The organism is Roseibium album, assembly GCF_965233825.1.
Taxonomy (GTDB): Bacteria; Pseudomonadota; Alphaproteobacteria; order Rhizobiales; family Stappiaceae; genus Roseibium; species Roseibium album.
The window spans coordinates 2,170,787-2,189,983 of the sequence record NZ_OZ247583.1 but is presented as its reverse complement, the minus strand read 5'-3'; the positions used below and the strand labels follow the sequence as shown (position 1 = coordinate 2,189,983).

Below are 19,197 nucleotides of genomic sequence, written 5' to 3'. Positions count from 1 at the left end.
AGCTTTGTTTGACCGTCAGGTAAAACATGCTGCCCCATGTGGCAAGCAGATTGCTGAAGTCAACCGCTGAAGACGCGGCGTAATTGGCGACAGAAACTATTTTTTTATGCGGAATGCCTCGTGACAGGCTTTGCAGGTTCCCGCCATCTTCCCAAAGGCGGCCGCAACGGCTTTTTGATCCGCGCCTTGTTCTGCAAGTCCCTTCAAGGACTGCGCCGATGTTTGCAGACTGTCAGCATACCCGGAGAACTGCGTCCATTCATTCCAGATCGACGGGCTGGCTTCCGATGGCGCCTTCAAACTGCCTTCGGGAAACAGCTTGATCATCGCGTCACCTGCATGAGTGGCTATCGCCTGACCTGCACGCGCAATTTCAACGCCGTCGTAGGCCGCGTTGCCTTTCAGCATCTGGCCGACAAGTTTGACATTGCGGCTGATTTCCGTCATCGCATCCATGCGTTCCTTGACGATCCCCGTGGCTCCGCCATGGGCCCAGGCAGCTCCAAGGCCTGCAATGCCGGCCGCGATCGTCCACAAAACATGACTGGGTTTCATCAAGCTCTTCCTCTTCAATAGATACCGTTCGCCTGCTGAAGCGTACGCACATAGGCGACGATCTTACGCACATCATCCTGGCTTACATCCGCAACAGGCGGCATGTCGCCGAACGGCCAGTGGTGTGACCGGACACCTTGTGCAGCTGCCAGGAAAAAGGCTGCATCGCCGTGATGTCCCGGTTCATAGATCTTGTGGACCAGAGGCGGCCCCAGGCCTTCACGTCCGTCTGCGAGATTTCCGTGACAGGCAGCGCAATTCGCGCGGAAGACAGACTGTCCCTCCAAGGCAACCGGCAACAGCTCCGGTTCCGTCACCTGAACAAGTGGAGCACCTGTTTCGGCTGGCCGCGCGCCTTCAACAGATTGCAAGCGCCAGGTAACAGCCCCCGCCAGTATTGCGGCAAGCAGTGCAGCGACGGCCACTCCGGTTCCGATACGTTTCATGCTCTCGCGCCTCCGTCAGTCCTGATCCAGATCACTCTTGCCTGCAAGATCATCAATGATCGGGCAGTCCGGTCGGTCGTCGCCGTGACAAGCTTCCGCAAGCGTTTCAAGAACGCGCTTGAGCGATTTCAGCTCGCTTATCTTTCGATCCACTTCCTGGATCTTGGCGCGTGTCAGGGCCTTAACGTCCGCGCTTGCCCGGTTGCGATCCTCATAAAGCGACAGAAGATCCCTGCATTCCTCAATCGAAAACCCTAGCCCACGGGCGCGTTGAAGAAATTTCAGTCTTTGGACATCCACTTCCGAAAAATCCCGGTATCCATTGCCGCTGCGTGTCGGTTCGATCAGGCCGATCTCCTCGTAGTAGCGAATGGTCTTGACCGGCAGGTGGCTCAATTCAGATGCTGTTCCGATATTCATCCGGGTGTCCTCACAGTTTGAGGGTGCGCAAGCGCAACGCATTGCTGATCACGGAGACCGAAGACAAACTCATGGCGACCGCCGCCAGCATGGGCGACAGCAGAACTCCGAAAACCGGATAGAGCACGCCTGCAGCGACGGGAACTCCAACAGTATTGTAGGCGAAGGCGAAGAAGAGGTTCTGCCGGATGTTCCTCACGGTCTCACGGGCAAGGGTTCGTGCGCGCAAGATCCCTTCAAGATCTCCCTTGAGCAAGGTCAGGCCGGCGCTTTCGACCGCAACGTCTGCGCCTGTGCCCATAGCCAGTCCGACGTCAGCGGCTGCAAGCGCAGGGGCGTCGTTGACGCCATCTCCCGCCATTGCGACCGTGTGGCCACCGGCTTTCAAGTCTTCGACAAGCTTCTGCTTTCCTTCCGGCAAAACGCCGGCATGGACCTCGTCAATTCCCAAAACGGCAGCGACGGCCGCAGCTGTCTGCGGTGCATCACCGGTCGCCATGACGATTTTCACGCCATCATGATGGAGTGCAGCGATAGCCGCCTTGGCATTCGGTTTTACCGGATCGGAGACAGCAATCAGGCCTTGAAGAAAGGCTTGTCCCCCAAAATCCTGAACCAGGAACATGACGGTCCTGCCCAGTTCGGAAAGCTCCTCAGCACGTTCGTCCAGTCCGTCGAGATCAACACCGGTCTCCCTTGCAAAAACTGCATTTCCCAGGAAAACACGGCTGGTGCCGATTTTTGCGGTCACGCCCTTGCCGGTCACCGCTTCAAAACTGTTTGCCACCGGAATGTCGAGCTGTCGTTCTCCAGCTGCATCGAGGATGGCTTCGGCCAGGGGGTGTTCGGACCCTTTTTCGAGCGCTGCGGCCAGTTCCAGAACATGATTTTCCGTGACACCGGCATCGGGAAGAATATCGCTTACCACCGGACGACCTTCCGTAAGCGTTCCGGTCTTGTCGACAACAATCATATCGACCTCGGCAAGACGTTCCAGGCTTTCGGCGGTCTTGACGAAGACGCCCGCCTGCGCACCCCTTCCTGTTGCGGTCATGATCGACATGGGCGTTGCCAGTCCGAGCGCACAGGGACAGGCGATGATGAGGACGGAGACGGCGGCAATTACGGCATGCACCAGTGACGGGCTTGGTCCAAATACAAGCCAGGCACAGAACGCCAGCACTGCGACACCGACGACAGTCGGCACGAAATAGCCCGCCACGCGGTCAGCAAGACCCTGGATGGGAGCGCGGGACCGCTGTGCTGAAGCCACCATGTCGACGATCTTGGCGAGCATCGTGTCTTCGCCGACCAGCTGCGCTTCCATGACAAGGGTACCGGTCTTGTTGAGTGTACCGCCCGTGACCCTGTCGCCAGGTTCCTTTGCGACCGGAACCGGTTCACCTGTGACCAGGCTCTCGTCGACCGATGATCCCCCCTCCAGTACAACTCCATCGACCGGAACCGCTTCACCGGGCCGGACACGCAGCCTGTCGCCGGCCACGATGTTTTCAAGCGGTGCGTCATATTCGTCGCCATCAGCAACAATCCGCCGAGCGGTCTTCGGTGCAAGGTCAAGCAACGCGCGAATGGCGTCACCCGTGCGTTCCCTTGCATTCAATTCCAGAACCTGACCGACGAAAACCAGCGCAACAATCACCACTGCCGCCTCGAAATAGACCGGCATATGTCCGCCTGCACCCTTGAGGGTGTCTGGAAAAAGGAACGGCATGAAAGCGGCTATCATGGAATAAAGATAGGCGGCGCCGACACCGATCATGATCAGCGTCCACATGTTGAAGTGACGTGTGACGAGCGAAGTCCAGCCGCGTTGAAAGAACGGCAGGGCCGCCCAAAGCACAACGGGTGTGGCAAGAATCGCCTCGAGATAGATTGCAAAGCCTTCCCCGATCCAGTCGCGTACCGGCACGCCGACCATGGGTCCCATGGTCAGGACAAGAAGGGGGATGGCAGCCAACGCGCTGACCCTGAGACGAAGGGTGAAATCGATGAGTTCGTGATTGGGTTCGTCTGAGACACCGCTCATCGGTTCGAGCGCCATGCCGCAGATCGGGCATGTGCCCGGGCCCTCCTGCACGATTTCCGGGTCCATCGGGCACGTAAAAAGAGCGCCGGTCGCGGATCTTTCGGCTTCCAGCTCCTTCTTTTTCAGATTGTTGCCTGACAGGTAGAAGTAAGGGTCCGTCTCGAACTTGTCGTGACATTTCGGATTGCAGAAGTGGTAGTCTTCACCCTTGTAGCGAAGTGTCGGCTTGCCCTTGCCGAGCGCAACCGTCATGCCGCAGACCGGGTCGGTGGCCTCGCGGTTTTCCTCTGTTGGTGCAATTGAGGCAACGGTTTCCTGCATGATCTGGATACTCTTTCCAAGTTGACTGCAGGTGTCAGTTAGGGCTTCCAGTCACTGGAAGGTCAATCTGAAAAATCACGTATGCCTGTTTGATCCGCCAGCGTTTGCAAAGACTGCGCCTTGAGTTTTCACTCTGCCTTGCTTTTCAGGCTTGCCATCAGATTGTGAAACTTTTCGCCCTGAACCGCGACATGATTGCGTAGCGCATTGGCGGATTCCTCCGGCTTGCCGGTGGCCAATGCATCGACAATAGCCTCGTGTTCGGCCATGGATTGGGCCATCCGGCCGCGGAACTTCAATTGCTGCCGCCGGAACGGTTTCAAACGTTTGTGCAGTTTGGCCGCTTCCTGTTCCAGGAAACGATTACCCGACTGCCTGTAAATGGTTTTGTGGAAACGTTCGTTCTCGGTGTAGTAGCCGTCCGTGTCCCTGGCATCGACCGCTTTCTGGCACTTGGCATTCGCATCGCGAAGATCGTCCAGTGCCTCTTCCGATATCCGCATCGCCGCCAGGCGTCCGCACACGGCTTCAAGCTCTGCCATGACCTCGAACATTTCCATCAGCTCGATCGGTCCGGGCTGGCGAACGAATGCGCCCCGCCGAGGCACCAGTTCGACCAGGCCGGATAGCGCGAGTCTTTGAAAGGCCTCGCGTAACGGGGTGCGGGAGACACCGAACTGTTCGGCGAGCCTGACTTCATCGAGGCGATCCCCGTCCTGGAAAGAGCCGCTGAATATATGCTCTTCCAGCGCTTCAGCTATGTTGTCGGCGCGGCGTTGTTCCATGACATTTCTTGTAATTCGATCCCTTCTGAAACGCAAATTCGAATTTTTTGTATACAAGATTGTTGACTAAAAATACAAACCAACCTTAGATTGGCCACATCCACCCGGGTAAGCCTCCCGGGCGGACACTTCGGGAGGAAATTATGAAAACTTTTATGAAAGGTGCGGTGGCAGCCCTTGCCATCATGAGTTCTGCATCGATCGTCAACGCGACAGAACTACGATTGTCGCACCAATGGTCAAACAAGGATGTTCGCCACCAGGTGGCACAGATCGTTGCCGATGAAGTCGCAGCGGCTGATGTCGACCTGAACATCAAGATCTTCGGATCGAAGTCGCTGTTCAAACCCCGTGAGCAATACAAGCCGCTCAGCCGCGGTCAGCTCGACATGACCGTGTTCCCGCTGAGCTACGCCGGTGGCCAGCAGCCAGCGTACAACCTTACCCTGATGCCGGGCCTTGTGAAAAACCACGATCACGCAGCCCGTCTCAGCGACTCGCCGTTCATGGACGCCCTTGAAGCGAAAATGGCGGAAGACGATGTGATGGTTCTCGTCCACGGCTATCTCGCCGGTGGCTTTGCCGGAACCGACAAGTGCATCACGAGCCCTGATGACGTCAAAGGCCTGCAGACCCGTGCGGCCGGCAAGTCATTCGAACAGATGCTCGCCGGAGCAGGTGCGTCCATCGCTTCGATGGCCTCGTCCGAAATATACAACGCCATGCAAACCGGTGTTCTGCAGGCGGCCAACACCTCGTCCTCGTCCTTCGTTTCCTATCGGATCTACGAACAGGTGAAGTGTTATACACCTGCTGGCGACGTCGCGCTCTGGTTCATGTATCAGCCGCTGTTGATGAACAAGTCGAGCTTTGAAGGGCTGAACGAAGCCCAGCAGCAAGCGCTTCTGGCAGGAGCCGAGAAGGCCGAGGCGTTCTATCTGGAAGAAGCGAAGAAACAGGACGCCGCCTCGGTTCAGGTCTTTGAGGAAGCCGGGGTTGATATCGCCGAGATGAGCCCGGAGGACTTCGAAGCCTGGCGCAAGCTGGCCATGGAGACTTCCTACAAGAAATTCGTCGAGGAAGTGCCGGGCGGACAGGATCTGCTCGACAAGGCGCTGGCTGTCGAATAACGGCATTGCGGGCGGCCCAGGCCGCCCGCCCTTTCTTTCAATCCCGGATCTGGGGGAGTCGGTTATGGCCGGCCATAGCTCTGCTGTTGCCGCGCGCACTGGAAACAACCCGTTTCTGCGCGCCGTTGCAGCCATCTCAACCCTGGCAGGCTGGTGTTCCGCGACCATGATCGTCGCGGCCGTCGCCATTACCTGCCAGATGATATTCGTGCGATGGGTACTCAATGCCTCAACCGTCTGGCAGACCGAGGCCGTGATCTATCTTGTCATTTCCGCAACCTTGATCGGGCTGCCCTATGTGCAGCGCCTGCGCGGTCATGTGAATGTCGACCTCATTCCGCTTTCGCTTCCACCCCGGGCACGATTTGCGCTCGCCATTCTCACATCGGCGCTGTCTATCGTCATAATCTCGATCATGCTCTGGTATGGCTACGAATACTGGCATTTCGCCTGGGATCGCGGCTGGCGTTCCGACACGGTTTGGGGCGTCAGACTCTGGATCCCCTACCTCGCCCTTCCGATCGGTTTCGGCCTCCTCCTGCTGCAGCTTGTCGCTGACCTGGTGGCCGTACTGACCGGAGCAGACAAACCGTTTGGCCTGGAGTAACGGCGATGGACCCTCTTCTTCTTGGCGCAATCGTTGCCATTGCGACCATTCTGGTTCTCTTTTCCGGTGTGTCCGTTGCCATTGGACTGTTGATCGTATCCGCCGGTTTCCTGATCATATTCGATGGCCCCCGCTCACTGGAACTGATGCCGGAAATCCTTTTCGGCAAGCTCGACAACTTTGCACTGCTATCGATCCCGATGTTCATCATCATGGGCGCTTCAATCGCGTCCACCAGGGCAGGTGCAGATCTGTATGAGGCGCTCGAGCGGTGGCTGACACGGGTCCCGGGTGGGCTCGTCGTCTCAAATCTCGGCGCGTGCGCGCTCTTCGCAGCCATGTCCGGCTCTTCACCGGCAACATGTGCAGCCATCGGCAAGATGGGCATACCGGAAATGCGCAAGCGCGGATATCCGGATGGTGTCGCTGCCGGTTCCATTGCGGCGGGAGGCACGCTTGGCATTCTCATTCCGCCGTCCGTCACCATGATCGTTTATGGCATTGCGACCGAAACCTCGATCGGCCGCTTGTTTCTGGCAGGTGTAATCCCGGGCCTGATGCTGGTCGGCCTGTTCATGGCCTGGTCACTCTATTCGACCTGGAAATCCGGTGACGGCGGGCAACTGAGTGCGGGCAGTTACAGCTGGGCGGAACGATTTGAAATTCTTCCGCGCGTTCTCCCGTTTCTGGCCATCATCCTTGGCGTGCTCTATGCCATGTATGGTGGTATTGCGACCCCGTCCGAGACTGCAGCAGTCGGTGCTCTCCTGTGCCTGCTGATCGCCATGATCATCTACAAGCTCTGGCAGCCGCAGGCGCTTTGGGTGGTCCTGCGCGACAGCACCAAGGAATCGGTGATGATCCTCTTCATCATCGCCGCGGCCGGTGTGTTCTCGTACATGCTCAGCTCATTGTTCATCACGCAGTCGATCGCCGAATGGATCGGGACCCTTGATGTGAACCGCTGGATCCTGATGGGTGCCGTCAACATCTTTCTGCTGATCGCGGGCTTTTTCCTGCCGCCGGTTGCCGTCATCCTGATGGCCGCTCCGATCCTGTTGCCGATCATAACCACAGCTGGTTTCGACCCGATCTGGTTCGCCGTTGTACTGACTATCAACATGGAAATCGGACTGATATCTCCCCCCGTCGGTTTGAACCTTTACGTCATCAACGGCATTGCGCCGGATATCTCCCTGAAGACAATCCTGACCGGCTCCCTGCCTTTTGTCGGGTGCATGGTCCTGGCGATCATTCTCCTTTGCCTGTTCCCCGAGTTGGCGACCTGGCTTCCCGACGTGATCATGGGGGCGGCGGTATGACACTGCTCGCCGACCTTTTGTCCACCGTCTTCGAGCGTCGCTACCGGCAACCCGCACGATATCTGCGGAATGACCGGCCACTTGAAGAACTGGCTGGCGATCTGGTCGGCTCGGCGGGTGAAACGTCGGGACTGGCGCTCGCGCAGGACATCCTGTCGGGCTTCGAGGATCTGGACGATGAAGACAAGCTCGTCTTCTTCCGCACTGTCGCCGGCAGGCTCAACATTGACCCGGAAAAAGTGCGAACCGCACTGGATGCCTATGAGAAGAACCCCTGCAAGGCGAGTTACCGGGACTTCATGACGGCCTCAGAACCTCGAAGACAGGAACTCTTCCGGCGCCTGAACAGGGTGCCGGGAGCAACGGGCACACTCGTCAACATGCGTGCGGATCTGTTGAGGCTCGGCGACAAGGATCCCGAACTCGATGCCCTGGATCTCGATCTGCGGCACCTGTTTGCATCCTGGTTCAACCGCGGGTTCCTGGTTCTCAGGCCCATCAACTGGGAGAGCCCGGCCCATATCCTGGAAAAAATCATCGCCTATGAAGCGGTTCATGCGATCCATAGCTGGGATGATCTTCGCCGCCGCCTGGAACCGGCCGACAGGCGTTGCTTCGCTTTTTTTCATCCGTCGATGCCTGATGAGCCGCTGATCTTCGTCGAAGTCGCTCTGACAAAGGGAATTGCAAACTCAATACAGTCTCTCCTGGCGGAGGACCGGGAAGCGCACCCGGCCGAAGACGCCGATACGGCTGTTTTCTATTCGATATCCAATTGCCAGGCAGGCCTGGCAAATATCTCGTTCGGCAACTCACTGATCAAACAGGTCGCTTCCGATCTGGCCGCCGAACTCGGTGGACTGAAGACCTTCGTGACCTTGTCACCCATTCCAGGACTTACGAGATGGCTGGAACGCGAAGGCGTCGAGTGGCATGCTTCCGCGCCGGAAGAGATGAAGGCCACGGCGGCCCACTACCTGCTGAATGCAAAGTCCAGGGGCACCAGACCCTTCGACCCCGTCGCCCGCTTTCATCTTGGCAATGGCGCCATCATTCATGCAGTCCATCCAGATGCGGACACGTCGGACAAGGGCCGCGCACAATCCGGTGGAACGATGGTCAACTATCTTTACGACCTCGCCAAAGTCGCACAAAACCACGAAAAGTTTGCAACGACGCAGGAAGTGATGGCCGCGGATGCAGTCAAGTCACTAGCCAGATCCGCTGCGCTCCAACAGACAAGCAAAGGTAACGCCGATGCCTAATCCACTCTTTGACAGCCTGTTTGGCGTTCATGCCGGCAAGACGACACCGTTTCTCCACCTGCTGGACGGAAGCACGATCACGCATCAGGATTTCCTGGAAATGGCTGCGAGAACCGCCAATGTACTTGCGCAAATCGGGCTGACAGCCGGTGACCGGGTCGCAGCACAGATTCAAAAATCGCCGGAAGCACTCGCGCTTTATGCCGCCTGCGCCCAGGCGGGATTGGTGTTCTTGCCGCTCAACACGGCCTATACGGTCGATGAGCTGACCTATTTCATCGACAATAGCGGTGCTTCGCTGATCGTGTGCGATGGCCGCAGCAAAGATGCTCTGGAGCCGGTCGCGGCGTCACTGAACGCGAAGATCGAAACGCTGAATCCGGACGGAACAGGCTCTTTGAGCGCGCGCGCCGCCGAGATGCCGACACGTTTTGCCACTGTCGACCGATCAGGCGACGACCTTGCCGCGTTTCTCTATACTTCAGGCACGACGGGTCGGTCCAAGGGAGCAATGCTGACGCAGAACAATCTCCTTTCCAATGCCGAGACCCTTGTCGGGGAGTGGCGTTTCACCAAAGGCGATGTTCTTCTGCACGCACTGCCGATCTTTCACACGCATGGGCTGTTCGTGGCGACGAATGTCGTCCTGGCATCGGGGGCGAGCATGATCTTCATGCCGAAATTCGACCTGGACCAGATCATCGCACACATGCCGGACGTGACCGCGATGATGGGCGTTCCAACATTCTATACCCGGCTGCTTGACGACCCGCGGTTCACCCGGGAACTGACGGCTCACATGCGTCTATTTGTGTCCGGGTCCGCTCCGCTCCTGGCCGAAACCCACGTCCAGTTCGAAAACCGGACGGGTCATCGCATTCTGGAACGATATGGCATGACCGAAACGAACATGAACACGTCCAATCCCTATGATGGCCAGCGTCGCGCCGGAACCGTCGGCTTTCCGCTTCCCGGCGTGGAACTCAAGATCACCGATCCGGAGAGCGGTGCAACCCTGCCTCCGGGCGACGTCGGCCAGATCGAGGTGCGTGGCCCCAATGTGTTCAAGGGCTATTGGCAGATGCCGGAAAAAACCGCTGCCGAACTGCGTAGCGACGGATTCTTCATCACAGGAGATCTCGGGCGGATCGACGAGGACGGATATGTTCACATCGTTGGCCGCAACAAGGACCTGATTATTTCCGGCGGCTACAATATCTATCCCAAGGAAATCGAGCTTGTCCTGGACGATCAACCCGGTGTTGCGGAAAGCGCAGTGATCGGTGTTCCTCATCCGGATTTTGGCGAAACGGTGCTGGGCGTGCTTGTGCCGGAGAAAGACGTGGCCCCGGATATCGAGTCGATCCACGAAGCGGTCAAGACCTCGCTGGCGCGATTCAAGCACCCGAAAAAGCTGATCGTGATTGATGAACTGCCGCGCAACACCATGGGCAAGGTTCAGAAAAACATCCTGCGGGACAAGTTTCAGGACATGTTCGCGCCGGCCTGACCTGTCCGGCGCGCCCGGTGTCTCTCATGCTTGATGGTCTCCTCAAACAGGTCAAAAGATTGCCGGGATGATTGACTTGACGAAAAGACCGAACTAGCGTTCCGGACAGTCCACACGAGCCAAGGGAGGATCATTTGACGTATTTCCGCTTCCATGATCGAACCCGAGGTCCCGTCCAGGCCCTGCAAACGCGTTTGTAGGGCTGATCGGAGGACAATTTTTCAAGTCACCACGATCTGCCCAGAAGGCAGCTTTGATGCTGCGAATCCCGGTTCGAAAGTCGTGACACATGTCCCTGGTCAATCTGCGCAATCTCGGCGTTATTTACTCTACACCCCTGTTTGAAAACCTGAACCTTAGCCTTGGCAAAGGCGAGCGGATCGGTCTCGTTGCGGCAAACGGGACAGGCAAATCCACGCTGCTCCGCATTGTCGCCGGTGAGACCGAGGCGACACAGGGCGACATCATCCTTGCGCGGGGGACGAAGGTTGGACTTGTTACACAGGATGTTCCGAACGACCTTGAGGAACTGTCGCTCTATGACGCGGTCCTGTCCGCACTCGATCCCGAGCAGATCGAAACGGAAAGCTGGCGTGCCGATATCGCGTTGAATGACCTGGATGTTCCCGAGGTTCATTGGCGACGTCCCCTGAACCAACTGTCGGGTGGCTGGCAAAGGGTTGCGCTGCTTGCAAGGGCCTGGGTGAGCGAGCCCGATGTGCTTCTTCTGGACGAACCGACGAACCACCTGGACCTGAACCGGATCGGGGTTTTGCAGACCTGGATTGCGACCGTCGCGCGCAGCACACCGATGATCGTGGCCAGTCACGACCGGGCGTTTCTGGATGCGGTCTGCAACCGGACCCTTTTCCTGCGCCGCGAAAAATCGCATGTCTTCGCGTTGCCTTACACAAAGGCACGTGAAAGCCTTTCGGAACAGGATAGCGCTGCCGAACGTCAGTTTCAGAACGACCTCGCCAAGGCGAGCCAGCTCCGCCGCAAAGCTGCGAAGTTGAAAAACATCGGCATCAATTCAGGGTCTGATCTGCTGCTTAACAAGACCAAGCAGCTGAACGAGCGTGCCCAGAAGATAGAAGATACGGCCCGACCCGCTGAAAGGCATCAATCTGCAGGAAAAATCCGCCTGGAAAACTCAGGAGCGCACGCCAAGGCCCTGGTCAGCCTTGCCGAGTCTGCCGTGACAATTCCGGACGGCCGTACGCTGTTCAAGCTTCCACCGCTATGGATCAACCCCGGAGACAGGGTCGTTGTTCTTGGCGCGAACGGTACCGGCAAGACACGGCTGCTGTCGCTGGTGACGGGCGCACTTGATGCCGAAGTTGCCAATATCCGCGTTGCCCCTTCTGCAATCCCTGGTGTTTCCGATCAGAACCTTTCCCAGCTCGACAGGTTCAAGAGCCCGATGTCCGCGGTGACGGAGATGTCGGATGTCGGCGACCACAGAGCACGCGCGCTCCTGGCCGAAGCAGGCCTTCATATCGATCTGCAGGAAAAACGAATCTCCATTCTCTCGGGAGGACAACGCAGCAGGTTGGCGATGCTTTTGCTGCGCCTTTCAAAGCCGAACCTCTATGTTCTCGACGAACCCACCAACCATCTCGATATCGATGGCCAGGAAGCGCTTGAGCGGGAACTGCTCATCCACGACACCACAGCGCTGATTGTCAGCCACGACCGAACTTTCGTGCGCAATGTCGGCACACGATTCTGGCTTATCGACGGTAAACGGCTTGCGGAAACCGACAGTCCCGCAACGTTCTTTGACGTGCAAATGGACGGAGCGGTCTGAAGCTCAGCTCAGCACAACCACCTTGGTGCCGAGCTCGACGCGCTTGTAAAGATCGATAATGTCCTGGTGCCACATGCGGATACAGCCGCTGGACGCATTGGTCCCGATGCTGCTCGGCTGGTTGGTACTGTGGATGCGGTAGAGCGTATCCTTGTTGCCCTGCCAGAGATAGAGCCCGCGGGCACCGATGGGGTTTCGCGGTCCACCCTCCTGCCCGTCCCTATACTTTTCCAGTTTGGGGTCACGCTCGATCATCTCGTCGGGCGGGAACCATTTCGGCCATTCCCGCTTGAAACGGATTACCGCTTCCCCGTTCCAGGCAAAGCCCGCGCGCCCGACACCGATGCCATAGCGGATGGCGCGCCCGCCGGGTTGAACAAGATAAAGGAATTTCTTTTTCGGATCGACGACGATTGTCCCTGCAGGATATCTGGTTGGATAAAACACCGTTTGCCGCAGGTATTTCGGATCAAAAGACTGATAGTCGATCCCCGGAAGTGAAAATCCACCATCCCGGACCGGCGCGTAGGCGGACGCATAATTCGGTGTTCCGTCTGAAAGAGGGGTCAGACCCGCCTGAACAGTCGATTTCTGCTTGCCCTGACAGGCCGCCAACAGAAACGGAACTGCAAAAACCAAATGACGGCGGCTCAGTTTTGATGCCATTTTCAATTCCCTTTGCGCTCGGTCGAGCGGACAATCCAGTTCAACATTGCAACTGTGCGCCATCTGACCCCGGATCCGGGACCGAAAGGGCACTCTTCAATACGCAACGCAGAGTTCAAGCGAACAATATTATGGTAAACGGCAAATTAATGGCCGCTTCAAGTCATTGTGTTCTCAACCGGTTCCTTGACATCAATTCGGTTACCTTGGCGGAAGACAACGTCAACCGGGTTGCGTTGGAGCACCCGGCAAATCCGTTCGGGAGAAAAGCCTGACTTTGCAAGGCTTCCGGCCTTCGCCGCCGCCCCAACTTTATCCGTCCCCGATGATGTCAAACTCCACCGACGGCAGCGTCCGGAGCTGGCAGAAAATTCACACGGATATTGCGCGAGGGAGCATTCTCGTGACAAACAGCGGATTGAACCGCACGTGTTCCTGCCAACCGACTTCGGTCCGTTTCGGTAGCCCTTCGCCTCCTTTTGCAAGTTAAAGAGCCGCACATGCCCGCCAGCCCGATCGCAACCTACCTGTTCCTGGGTGCCGCCATCCTGGCAGAAGTCATCGCGACCTCCGCATTGGCAAGAACCGAAAACTTCACGCGTCTTGTGCCGTCGCTCATTACGATTGCCGGCTACGGTCTGTCATTCTGGCTTTTGTCCTACCCGATCCGGGTACTACCCACCGGTGTGGTCTACGCCATCTGGTCGGGTGCCGGAATCGTTCTGATCACCATGGTTGCCTGGCTGGCGTTCGATCAGAAACTGGACCTTCCCGCCCTTGTCGGTCTCGGCCTGATCATCGCAGGCGTCGTGATCATCAATGTCTTTTCGAAATCGGTCGCTCACTAGAAGCAGATACCTGCATGGCCTCTCTAGAGGCGCTGCCCTTGCCTGGCGATGAACAGGTTGTAGGCGGAATCACAACATGCTTTCGCCAGAGCGGTCGTATACCCGCCTGTCGCTGGATAACAAGGCCGAAGGCATCTTCGATACAATCAAGGCACGACATTTCCCTTTTGTTTAAAGAGGTTGCCGCCATTTCGTAAGGTAATGACAATAAAACTCAAATGCACCTCAACAGCCGCGTTGAAAATTACAAAATTCAGCAATATAATATCAATATACAGTTTGCTTTATTTTAGAATATTTCAATTCTTTCTCTTTTTGGTTGTGAGGGCGCGTGTATGTTGGCTTCAGACGACGAAAACAAACCTGAAATTACTGACAATATTGTTGGAATTACAAAGTGGGAGAAATACAGAAGCGAAAGAAACGGAGCCGAACAGGAGCGCAAGGACTTCGAGCGCTTCGCCCATGCGATCCTGAAAGTTCAGGACAAGGTCCGTCGCAGATCCGGTGCGCTGCGCATCGATCGCGCGCAACACGCCAAGGCACTTCTGGCGATTGACAATGCGGTGCTCAAGGTTTCCGAAGACCTGCCGGATGATCTGTCCGTGGGCCACTGGCAAAAAGGTGCGGAACTGCCTGTTGTCCTGCGCCTGTCCAACGCGAGCGGCCAGCACCAGCCGGACAGCGATCGTGACCTGCGAGGTGCGGCGCTCAGGGTGGATACCGGCGCCGGTGTCCAGGACCTCCTGATGACGAATTTTCCCGTTCCGCACGCCCGTGATGCCGAACAGTTCATCGCATTTGCCTCCGCCATGGCCGGAAACCGAATAGTCGGTGTCATCAAGCTGGTATTCGCGGTCGGTCCGCGGGAAGCCATTCGGATGCTTCGCAATGTTTCAGGTGGCACCAAGCGTCCCGTCCATTCGCTGACGGAGGAAAGCTTCTGGAGCCGCGGAGCGGCGCTCTGGGGTGACGCCGGTCCCGTGCGATACTTTATCCGGCCTGCCAACAGTGCTGCCGTAAAAGAGGGCAATACTGAAGTCCCGGACAATCCAAATTACCTGCGGAACGAAATCGCCCAATTGGTAAGTGAAGGGGACGCCAGCTGGGAATTTTGCGTCCAGCGCTTCGTGAACGAGGAGATCACACCGGTCGAGGATGCTGCTTCGGAATGGCCTGAAGACAGATCGGCACCGATAGTCGTCGCCGTCCTGACCGTGCCCGAGCAGGACGTCACCACGCTGGAAGCGCAGGACAAAGCCGTTCAGATCGACGGACTGGCCTTCAACCCATGGAACACCCGACCTGAATTCCGTCCACTCGGAAATCTCAACCGCGCTCGCAAGGCCGTTTACGCAGCAAGCGCTGCCCATCGTGCACGGAAACGGTTTTACGAACCAGTTCCGCTGCGCAACCGGATTGTCACGGCAGTACTCGAACGCGCCTTCGGGCTGCTCAACCGCTGGCGACCCTGGTACCGTCTGCCGCATCTGCTGGCGCTTTTGAACCTGTCCCTGCTGCGTCATCAGCTGCGCCGGGAAAACCTGATTGACCGCGAACCGGTCGAACCGAACCCGCAAGCGACGCAGCCCGGGGACCCGACACCGGAAGAGGCCTGGGACCGCAGGTCCTTTGACGGAACGCAGAACGACCTCGGCGTCCCTGACATGGGTAAGGTCAAGGCCGTGTTCGGTCGCAATCTGCCACCTGATCCGCGCCCGGACGATATCAATACGCCGAACCCGGTCGAAGTCAGCAAGCAGTTGCTCTATCGAAAGTCGTTTATACCGGCGACTTCGCTGAACGTGATAGCAGCCGCCTGGATCCAGTTCCAGGTCCATGACTGGGTTCAGCACAGCCGCCGTAAATTCGGGGAAGACGACATCCAGGTGCCAATGCCCGAGGGCGAAACATGGAAAAACACGCCCAAGGGTAAGAAAGAGACCGTCATGCGGATCTCCGGCGATGTTCCCATCGGGACTTCGGATGATCAGAAACTGACGTTTGAAAATACCGTTTCCCACTGGTGGGACGGATCGGAGATTTACGGCAGCAGCCTGCAGAAAGCCGCACGCTTGCGCGACGGCACCGGACCGATGCTGCGTCTGGAGGAAGGCTATCTGCCGGAAAACAATCTCGGCATGGAAGTTACAGGCTTTAACGAGAGCTGGTGGCTTGGCCTGTCCGCGTTGCACACGCTGTTTGCCCGTGAGCACAATTCGGTTTGTGACGCTCTCCGGCGTGAATACAGCACCTGGAGCGACGAGCGAGTCTATCAGACAGCAAGGCTGGTGATCTCCGCGCTGATTGCCAAGATCCATACGGCTGAATGGACGCCCGCCATCCTGGCAACTCCGGAAATCGATGTCGCCCTGAATGCGAACTGGTCCGGTCCGGGCGGGGCATTCACCCGGATGGGTCTGTGGCTTCAGGAAGCGCACGCACTGCGTGGCATTCCCGAAACGCTTCCGGACCATCACAACGCGCGATATTGCCTGACCGAAGACTTTGTCACGGTCTACCGGCTGCATCCGCTCCTGCCTGACGACTATCATATCTACGATTCTGCGACCGGCGGTTTCCGGGAGAAACTGGAATTCAATGATATCCAGGGGATCAGGACGGACGAAGTGATGCGCAGGGTCGGGCTGTCCGACGTGCTCTATTCGATGGGCAACTCACATCCGGGTGCGATCACGCTCCACAATTATCCCAGGTCGCTTCAGCACTTTACCCGTACATCGCCGGACCTCAAGACCGAGATCATAGACCTGTCGGTCGTCGATCTCGTGCGGGAGCGCTCGCGAGGGATACCGCGGTACAACAAGTTTCGTCAGGGACTTCACAAGCCGCCGATCCGGCGATGGGAAGACATCACGGCGAACAGCGAGGATGTGCGGCTCCTCAAGGACATCTACGGCTCGTTCGACAATGTCGACACGATGGTCGGTCTATTTGCGGAAACGCCACCACCGGGTTTCGGCTTCTCCGACACCGCCTTCCGGATCTTCATCCTGATGGCGACCCGCAGATTGCAATCCGACCGTTTCCTGACTGTCGATTTCCGACCGGAAATCTATTCACCGCTTGGAATTGCCTGGGTTCAGGAAAATACGATGACGAGCATTATCCTGCGTCATTTCCCTGAATTTGCGAGTGTCCTGCCCACGGGACAAAGTGCCTTTGCGCCCTGGCGCCCTCGGCAGACCTGAGGAGAACAGCTCATGCCAGTCTCCGTCCCTCGTCTCAACTATGTCTGGCGGGTCGCCCTTTGGGTGTTGAACATCGCCATTCTGATCGCCGTTCTGGCGACCGGCTACCTTGTTTACATCGAACGAGGCTGGGCCAAGCCGATCTATCGGGATGCGCCTCAGGCGTTTCGCAATGGCACGATCGGGACCGAAGTCATGCCGCTGCCCGTGGCGCTCGTCCTGCCGGATCTGTTTCCGCATCATTTCCAGCCTGGCGGCCAGGAGGCCGGCAACTGGGTGGAACAATTCGGATTTCTGGACGATCCGGACAATCCCGACGGCCTTCCTGTCGGGTTTACCACGACCAACTACCGGCCGCAGACGGCGGCCCCATCGCCGGTGCCGTTCGTCGCGCTTACCTGCGCGCTTTGCCACACAACCGAATTCAGCACGTCCGATGGCGCAGAACCCGTTCGGTTGCTTGGCCCCGGAAGCGTCTCCATCAACCTTTTCGCGTGGCTGGATGCCTTCCAGTCGTCGCTGATCGAACGCATGCCGACGGCCCCTGGAGAACCGGTGGAAGACGCCCCGTTCCGCCTGACGGTGCCGGCAATCATGGCCACTTACGAGGAAAAGACGGGAAAGAGCCTCAGCCTGCCCGAACGGATCATGACCGGCCTGTGGCTCCGTCAGATCCGGGAACGCCTTCTTGCAAACATCGAGCGATTTGACGAGCCATACGGCAATGGCCGCTCGCGAGATGAAGATGTCACTCCCACAGGGCCGACCCGAACACTGGCCTTTCGCACGTTGCTTCGAAACGTGATGCACTACCCGGCCAACAACCTGCCGATCCACTCCAAGATCGCGACAATCTACAATCAGGGCTGGCGCGAACGGGCTCAGTTCGACGGATCTGTTTCGAATGTGGAAGCGCGCAGTTCGCTTGCTGCCGTCGCGGCCGGCGCGACCGAGGTCAACCTCGCCCACCCCGAGATCGTGCACAATATTCGCGAAGCGATCGCCTACACGATTTCGCTCGCACCGCCCAAATTCCAGGACCTGTTTCCCGAAGCCGGGCAACCCGACCCGGGTGCCGTGCAGCGCGGACGGCAGGTCTACAGGAATTCTTGCATGTCCTGCCATGGCGACCGATCCGGCGAAGGGTGGGAACCGGGTGAAAGAACGCATGAAGTGATCCCCTTGTCTGAAATCGGCACCGACCCCGAACGGGTCATGTTCCGCCACTATGGCGAGATGCCGGATGCGCTCCACGCCTATTTTCCGAAGGAGCATCCCTTCGCCTTCGCTCGCGACGAGGTTCATCCTCAACCCCAGGACGCCGACAATCTGGCCATTCGCGGCTACGTGGCGGGGCCGGTCGACGGCGCCTTTTTGAGAGCACCGTTCCTGCACAATGCGAGCATTCTGACCCTGGCAGAGCTCATCAATCTCGAGCCGAGGCGGGCCCAGTTCTATCGCGGCTGGAACACCTACGACACCGACCGTGCAGGATTTGCCAGCCCATCGGCAAAAGACAGCCGGCGTTACTTCCTGTTCGAGACGTCAGCACCGGGAAATTCGAATGCGGGGCATAACTACCCGTGGGCGATCGACGACCCGGAGCGGGATCCGGCTGCCCTGTCCGACCTGCTTGCATACCTGAAAACCCTGTGAGGTCCGCCATGACCCGTGACAAACCTACCGCGCTGACGCTTGCGCAAATCACCATAGTGAACCTATCGGCAGGCCTTCTGATCATCTGGTGCATGATTGCGCCGGAGCTGGATGGTGACCTTGAGATGGGTCGCACAAAGCTGACCATCTGGGCGACCACATTCCTGCTGATCCCGGCGCTTGGCCTGTGGCTTATCAGGACCGCCGGCCAGACGGTCGCCAATCTGGCCTATCTTTTCTGGACAGGTGCCTGGGTGCTGTTCGTGCTGCATGCCTATTGGGCGATCTTCATAATTTTCGACGGTGTAGCCGATACGTTCGTACAACAGGGAACGTTGATCGCGGGCGGCAATTTCCTGCTGCTCGGCGTCTGGACACTCGATGTTCTGATGATCTGGCTGCTGCCAGCCAGAATGCAGTCCTTCTGGTTCCAACTGATCGCCAGACTGCTCGCCTTTCTAATCTTCGCCCTGACTCTTGTCATCCTGAGAGGGGGCGCGATCCAGATCCTGGGTTTTGTTTTTGCCGGCGCACTTGTCGGCGCGGCCCTGGTGCGGGCGATCGTCCAAGTACCGGCCAAAGTAACGGAGACCTGAG

Annotated in this window: 16 protein-coding genes; 10 read left to right on the top strand and 6 right to left on the bottom strand. The window is 57.9% G+C overall.

The features are described from left to right. Nucleotides 1-96: 96 nt before the first annotated feature. The 5 genes from ACO6TI_RS10190 to ACO6TI_RS10170 all read right to left on the bottom strand — a co-directional run bounded on the left by ACO6TI_RS10190 (nt 97) and on the right by ACO6TI_RS10170 (nt 4,574). Nucleotides 97-555 carry a c-type cytochrome gene (locus tag ACO6TI_RS10190; RefSeq protein WP_055120328.1) on the bottom strand — a complete coding sequence of 153 codons (459 nt, stop codon included), beginning with the start codon at nt 553-555 and terminating at the stop codon, nt 97-99. A 14-nt stretch (nt 556-569) separates the two neighbouring features. After that, a complete protein-coding gene (locus tag ACO6TI_RS10185) occupies nt 570-1,001 on the bottom strand; it encodes a c-type cytochrome (RefSeq protein WP_422384881.1) in 432 nt (143 codons plus the stop codon). A 15-nt stretch (nt 1,002-1,016) separates the two neighbouring features. After that, nucleotides 1,017-1,421, bottom strand: a complete 405-nt coding sequence (gene cueR / locus ACO6TI_RS10180) for a Cu(I)-responsive transcriptional regulator (protein ID WP_029062012.1) — start codon at nt 1,419-1,421, stop codon at nt 1,017-1,019. A gap of 10 nt (nt 1,422-1,431) precedes the next feature. Next, on the bottom strand, nt 1,432-3,789 hold the full coding sequence (locus ACO6TI_RS10175) for a heavy metal translocating P-type ATPase (RefSeq protein WP_422384880.1): 2,358 nt from the start codon (nt 3,787-3,789) through the stop codon (nt 1,432-1,434). 128 nt (nt 3,790-3,917) lie between these two features. Continuing rightward, nucleotides 3,918-4,574 (bottom strand): GntR family transcriptional regulator, encoded by a 657-nt coding sequence (locus tag ACO6TI_RS10170; RefSeq protein WP_055120336.1) that lies wholly within the window; start codon nt 4,572-4,574, stop codon nt 3,918-3,920. Between the two features lie 143 nt (nt 4,575-4,717). Here ACO6TI_RS10170 and dctP point away from each other — a divergent pair, with 143 nt between their 5' ends. From dctP to ACO6TI_RS10140, 6 genes are all read left to right on the top strand, one after another. Next, on the top strand, nt 4,718-5,704 hold the full coding sequence (dctP, locus tag ACO6TI_RS10165) for a TRAP transporter substrate-binding protein DctP (RefSeq protein WP_029062015.1): 987 nt from the start codon (nt 4,718-4,720) through the stop codon (nt 5,702-5,704). A gap of 64 nt (nt 5,705-5,768) precedes the next feature. Then, a complete protein-coding gene (locus ACO6TI_RS10160) occupies nt 5,769-6,311 on the top strand; it encodes a TRAP transporter small permease (protein WP_055120342.1) in 543 nt (180 codons plus the stop codon). A gap of 5 nt (nt 6,312-6,316) precedes the next feature. Further along, nucleotides 6,317-7,633 carry a TRAP transporter large permease gene (locus ACO6TI_RS10155; protein WP_055120344.1) on the top strand — a complete coding sequence of 439 codons (1,317 nt, stop codon included), beginning with the start codon at nt 6,317-6,319 and terminating at the stop codon, nt 7,631-7,633. After that, complete coding sequence (locus ACO6TI_RS10150) at nt 7,630-8,898, top strand: malonyl-CoA decarboxylase (RefSeq protein ID WP_422384879.1); 1,269 nt, start codon at nt 7,630-7,632, stop codon at nt 8,896-8,898. The genes ACO6TI_RS10155 and ACO6TI_RS10150 overlap by 4 nt, the downstream gene beginning before the upstream one ends. Then, the gene (locus tag ACO6TI_RS10145; RefSeq protein WP_422384878.1) at nt 8,891-10,408 is read left to right on the top strand and encodes a malonate--CoA ligase; all 1,518 of its coding nucleotides are present in this window, start codon (nt 8,891-8,893) and stop codon (nt 10,406-10,408) included. Before ACO6TI_RS10150 ends, ACO6TI_RS10145 begins: the two co-directional genes overlap by 8 nt. A gap of 289 nt (nt 10,409-10,697) precedes the next feature. Continuing rightward, nucleotides 10,698-12,218, top strand: a complete 1,521-nt coding sequence (locus ACO6TI_RS10140; protein ID WP_422384877.1) for an ABC-F family ATP-binding cassette domain-containing protein — start codon at nt 10,698-10,700, stop codon at nt 12,216-12,218. A gap of 3 nt (nt 12,219-12,221) precedes the next feature. Here ACO6TI_RS10140 and ACO6TI_RS10135 read toward each other — a convergent pair whose 3' ends face one another. Then, complete coding sequence (locus ACO6TI_RS10135; protein WP_104705308.1) at nt 12,222-12,884, bottom strand: L,D-transpeptidase; 663 nt, start codon at nt 12,882-12,884, stop codon at nt 12,222-12,224. A 515-nt stretch (nt 12,885-13,399) separates the two neighbouring features. On the opposite strand from ACO6TI_RS10135, the gene ACO6TI_RS10130 reads away from it, so the two are divergent. From ACO6TI_RS10130 to ACO6TI_RS10115, 4 genes are all read left to right on the top strand, one after another. After that, a complete protein-coding gene (locus ACO6TI_RS10130) occupies nt 13,400-13,732 on the top strand; it encodes an SMR family transporter (RefSeq protein WP_173937438.1) in 333 nt (110 codons plus the stop codon). A gap of 335 nt (nt 13,733-14,067) precedes the next feature. Beyond that, complete coding sequence (locus tag ACO6TI_RS10125) at nt 14,068-16,944, top strand: peroxidase family protein (RefSeq protein WP_422384876.1); 2,877 nt, start codon at nt 14,068-14,070, stop codon at nt 16,942-16,944. Nucleotides 16,945-16,956: 12 nt separating this feature from the next. Next, nucleotides 16,957-18,600 (top strand): hypothetical protein, encoded by a 1,644-nt coding sequence (locus ACO6TI_RS10120; RefSeq protein ID WP_108873441.1) that lies wholly within the window; start codon nt 16,957-16,959, stop codon nt 18,598-18,600. A gap of 8 nt (nt 18,601-18,608) precedes the next feature. Next, complete coding sequence (locus ACO6TI_RS10115; protein WP_282045461.1) at nt 18,609-19,196, top strand: hypothetical protein; 588 nt, start codon at nt 18,609-18,611, stop codon at nt 19,194-19,196. Nucleotide 19,197 lies beyond the last annotated feature (1 nt).

What these genes read in the sequence shown, in the direction of transcription:
- ACO6TI_RS10190 (WP_055120328.1), bottom strand. Translation starts at nt 555, where the DNA reads ATGAAACCCAGTCATGTTTTGTGGACGATCGCGGCCGGCATTGCAGGC.
- ACO6TI_RS10185 (WP_422384881.1), bottom strand. Translation starts at nt 1,001, where the DNA reads ATGAAACGTATCGGAACCGGAGTGGCCGTCGCTGCACTGCTTGCCGCA.
- cueR (WP_029062012.1), bottom strand. Translation starts at nt 1,421, where the DNA reads ATGAATATCGGAACAGCATCTGAATTGAGCCACCTGCCGGTCAAGACC.
- ACO6TI_RS10175 (WP_422384880.1), bottom strand. Translation starts at nt 3,789, where the DNA reads ATGCAGGAAACCGTTGCCTCAATTGCACCAACAGAGGAAAACCGCGAG.
- ACO6TI_RS10170 (WP_055120336.1), bottom strand. Translation starts at nt 4,574, where the DNA reads ATGGAACAACGCCGCGCCGACAACATAGCTGAAGCGCTGGAAGAGCAT.
- dctP (WP_029062015.1), top strand. Translation starts at nt 4,718, where the DNA reads ATGAAAACTTTTATGAAAGGTGCGGTGGCAGCCCTTGCCATCATGAGT.
- ACO6TI_RS10160 (WP_055120342.1), top strand. Translation starts at nt 5,769, where the DNA reads ATGGCCGGCCATAGCTCTGCTGTTGCCGCGCGCACTGGAAACAACCCG.
- ACO6TI_RS10155 (WP_055120344.1), top strand. Translation starts at nt 6,317, where the DNA reads ATGGACCCTCTTCTTCTTGGCGCAATCGTTGCCATTGCGACCATTCTG.
- ACO6TI_RS10150 (WP_422384879.1), top strand. Translation starts at nt 7,630, where the DNA reads ATGACACTGCTCGCCGACCTTTTGTCCACCGTCTTCGAGCGTCGCTAC.
- ACO6TI_RS10145 (WP_422384878.1), top strand. Translation starts at nt 8,891, where the DNA reads ATGCCTAATCCACTCTTTGACAGCCTGTTTGGCGTTCATGCCGGCAAG.
- ACO6TI_RS10140 (WP_422384877.1), top strand. Translation starts at nt 10,698, where the DNA reads ATGTCCCTGGTCAATCTGCGCAATCTCGGCGTTATTTACTCTACACCC.
- ACO6TI_RS10135 (WP_104705308.1), bottom strand. Translation starts at nt 12,884, where the DNA reads ATGGCATCAAAACTGAGCCGCCGTCATTTGGTTTTTGCAGTTCCGTTT.
- ACO6TI_RS10125 (WP_422384876.1), top strand. Translation starts at nt 14,068, where the DNA reads ATGTTGGCTTCAGACGACGAAAACAAACCTGAAATTACTGACAATATT.
- ACO6TI_RS10120 (WP_108873441.1), top strand. Translation starts at nt 16,957, where the DNA reads ATGCCAGTCTCCGTCCCTCGTCTCAACTATGTCTGGCGGGTCGCCCTT.
- ACO6TI_RS10115 (WP_282045461.1), top strand. Translation starts at nt 18,609, where the DNA reads ATGACCCGTGACAAACCTACCGCGCTGACGCTTGCGCAAATCACCATA.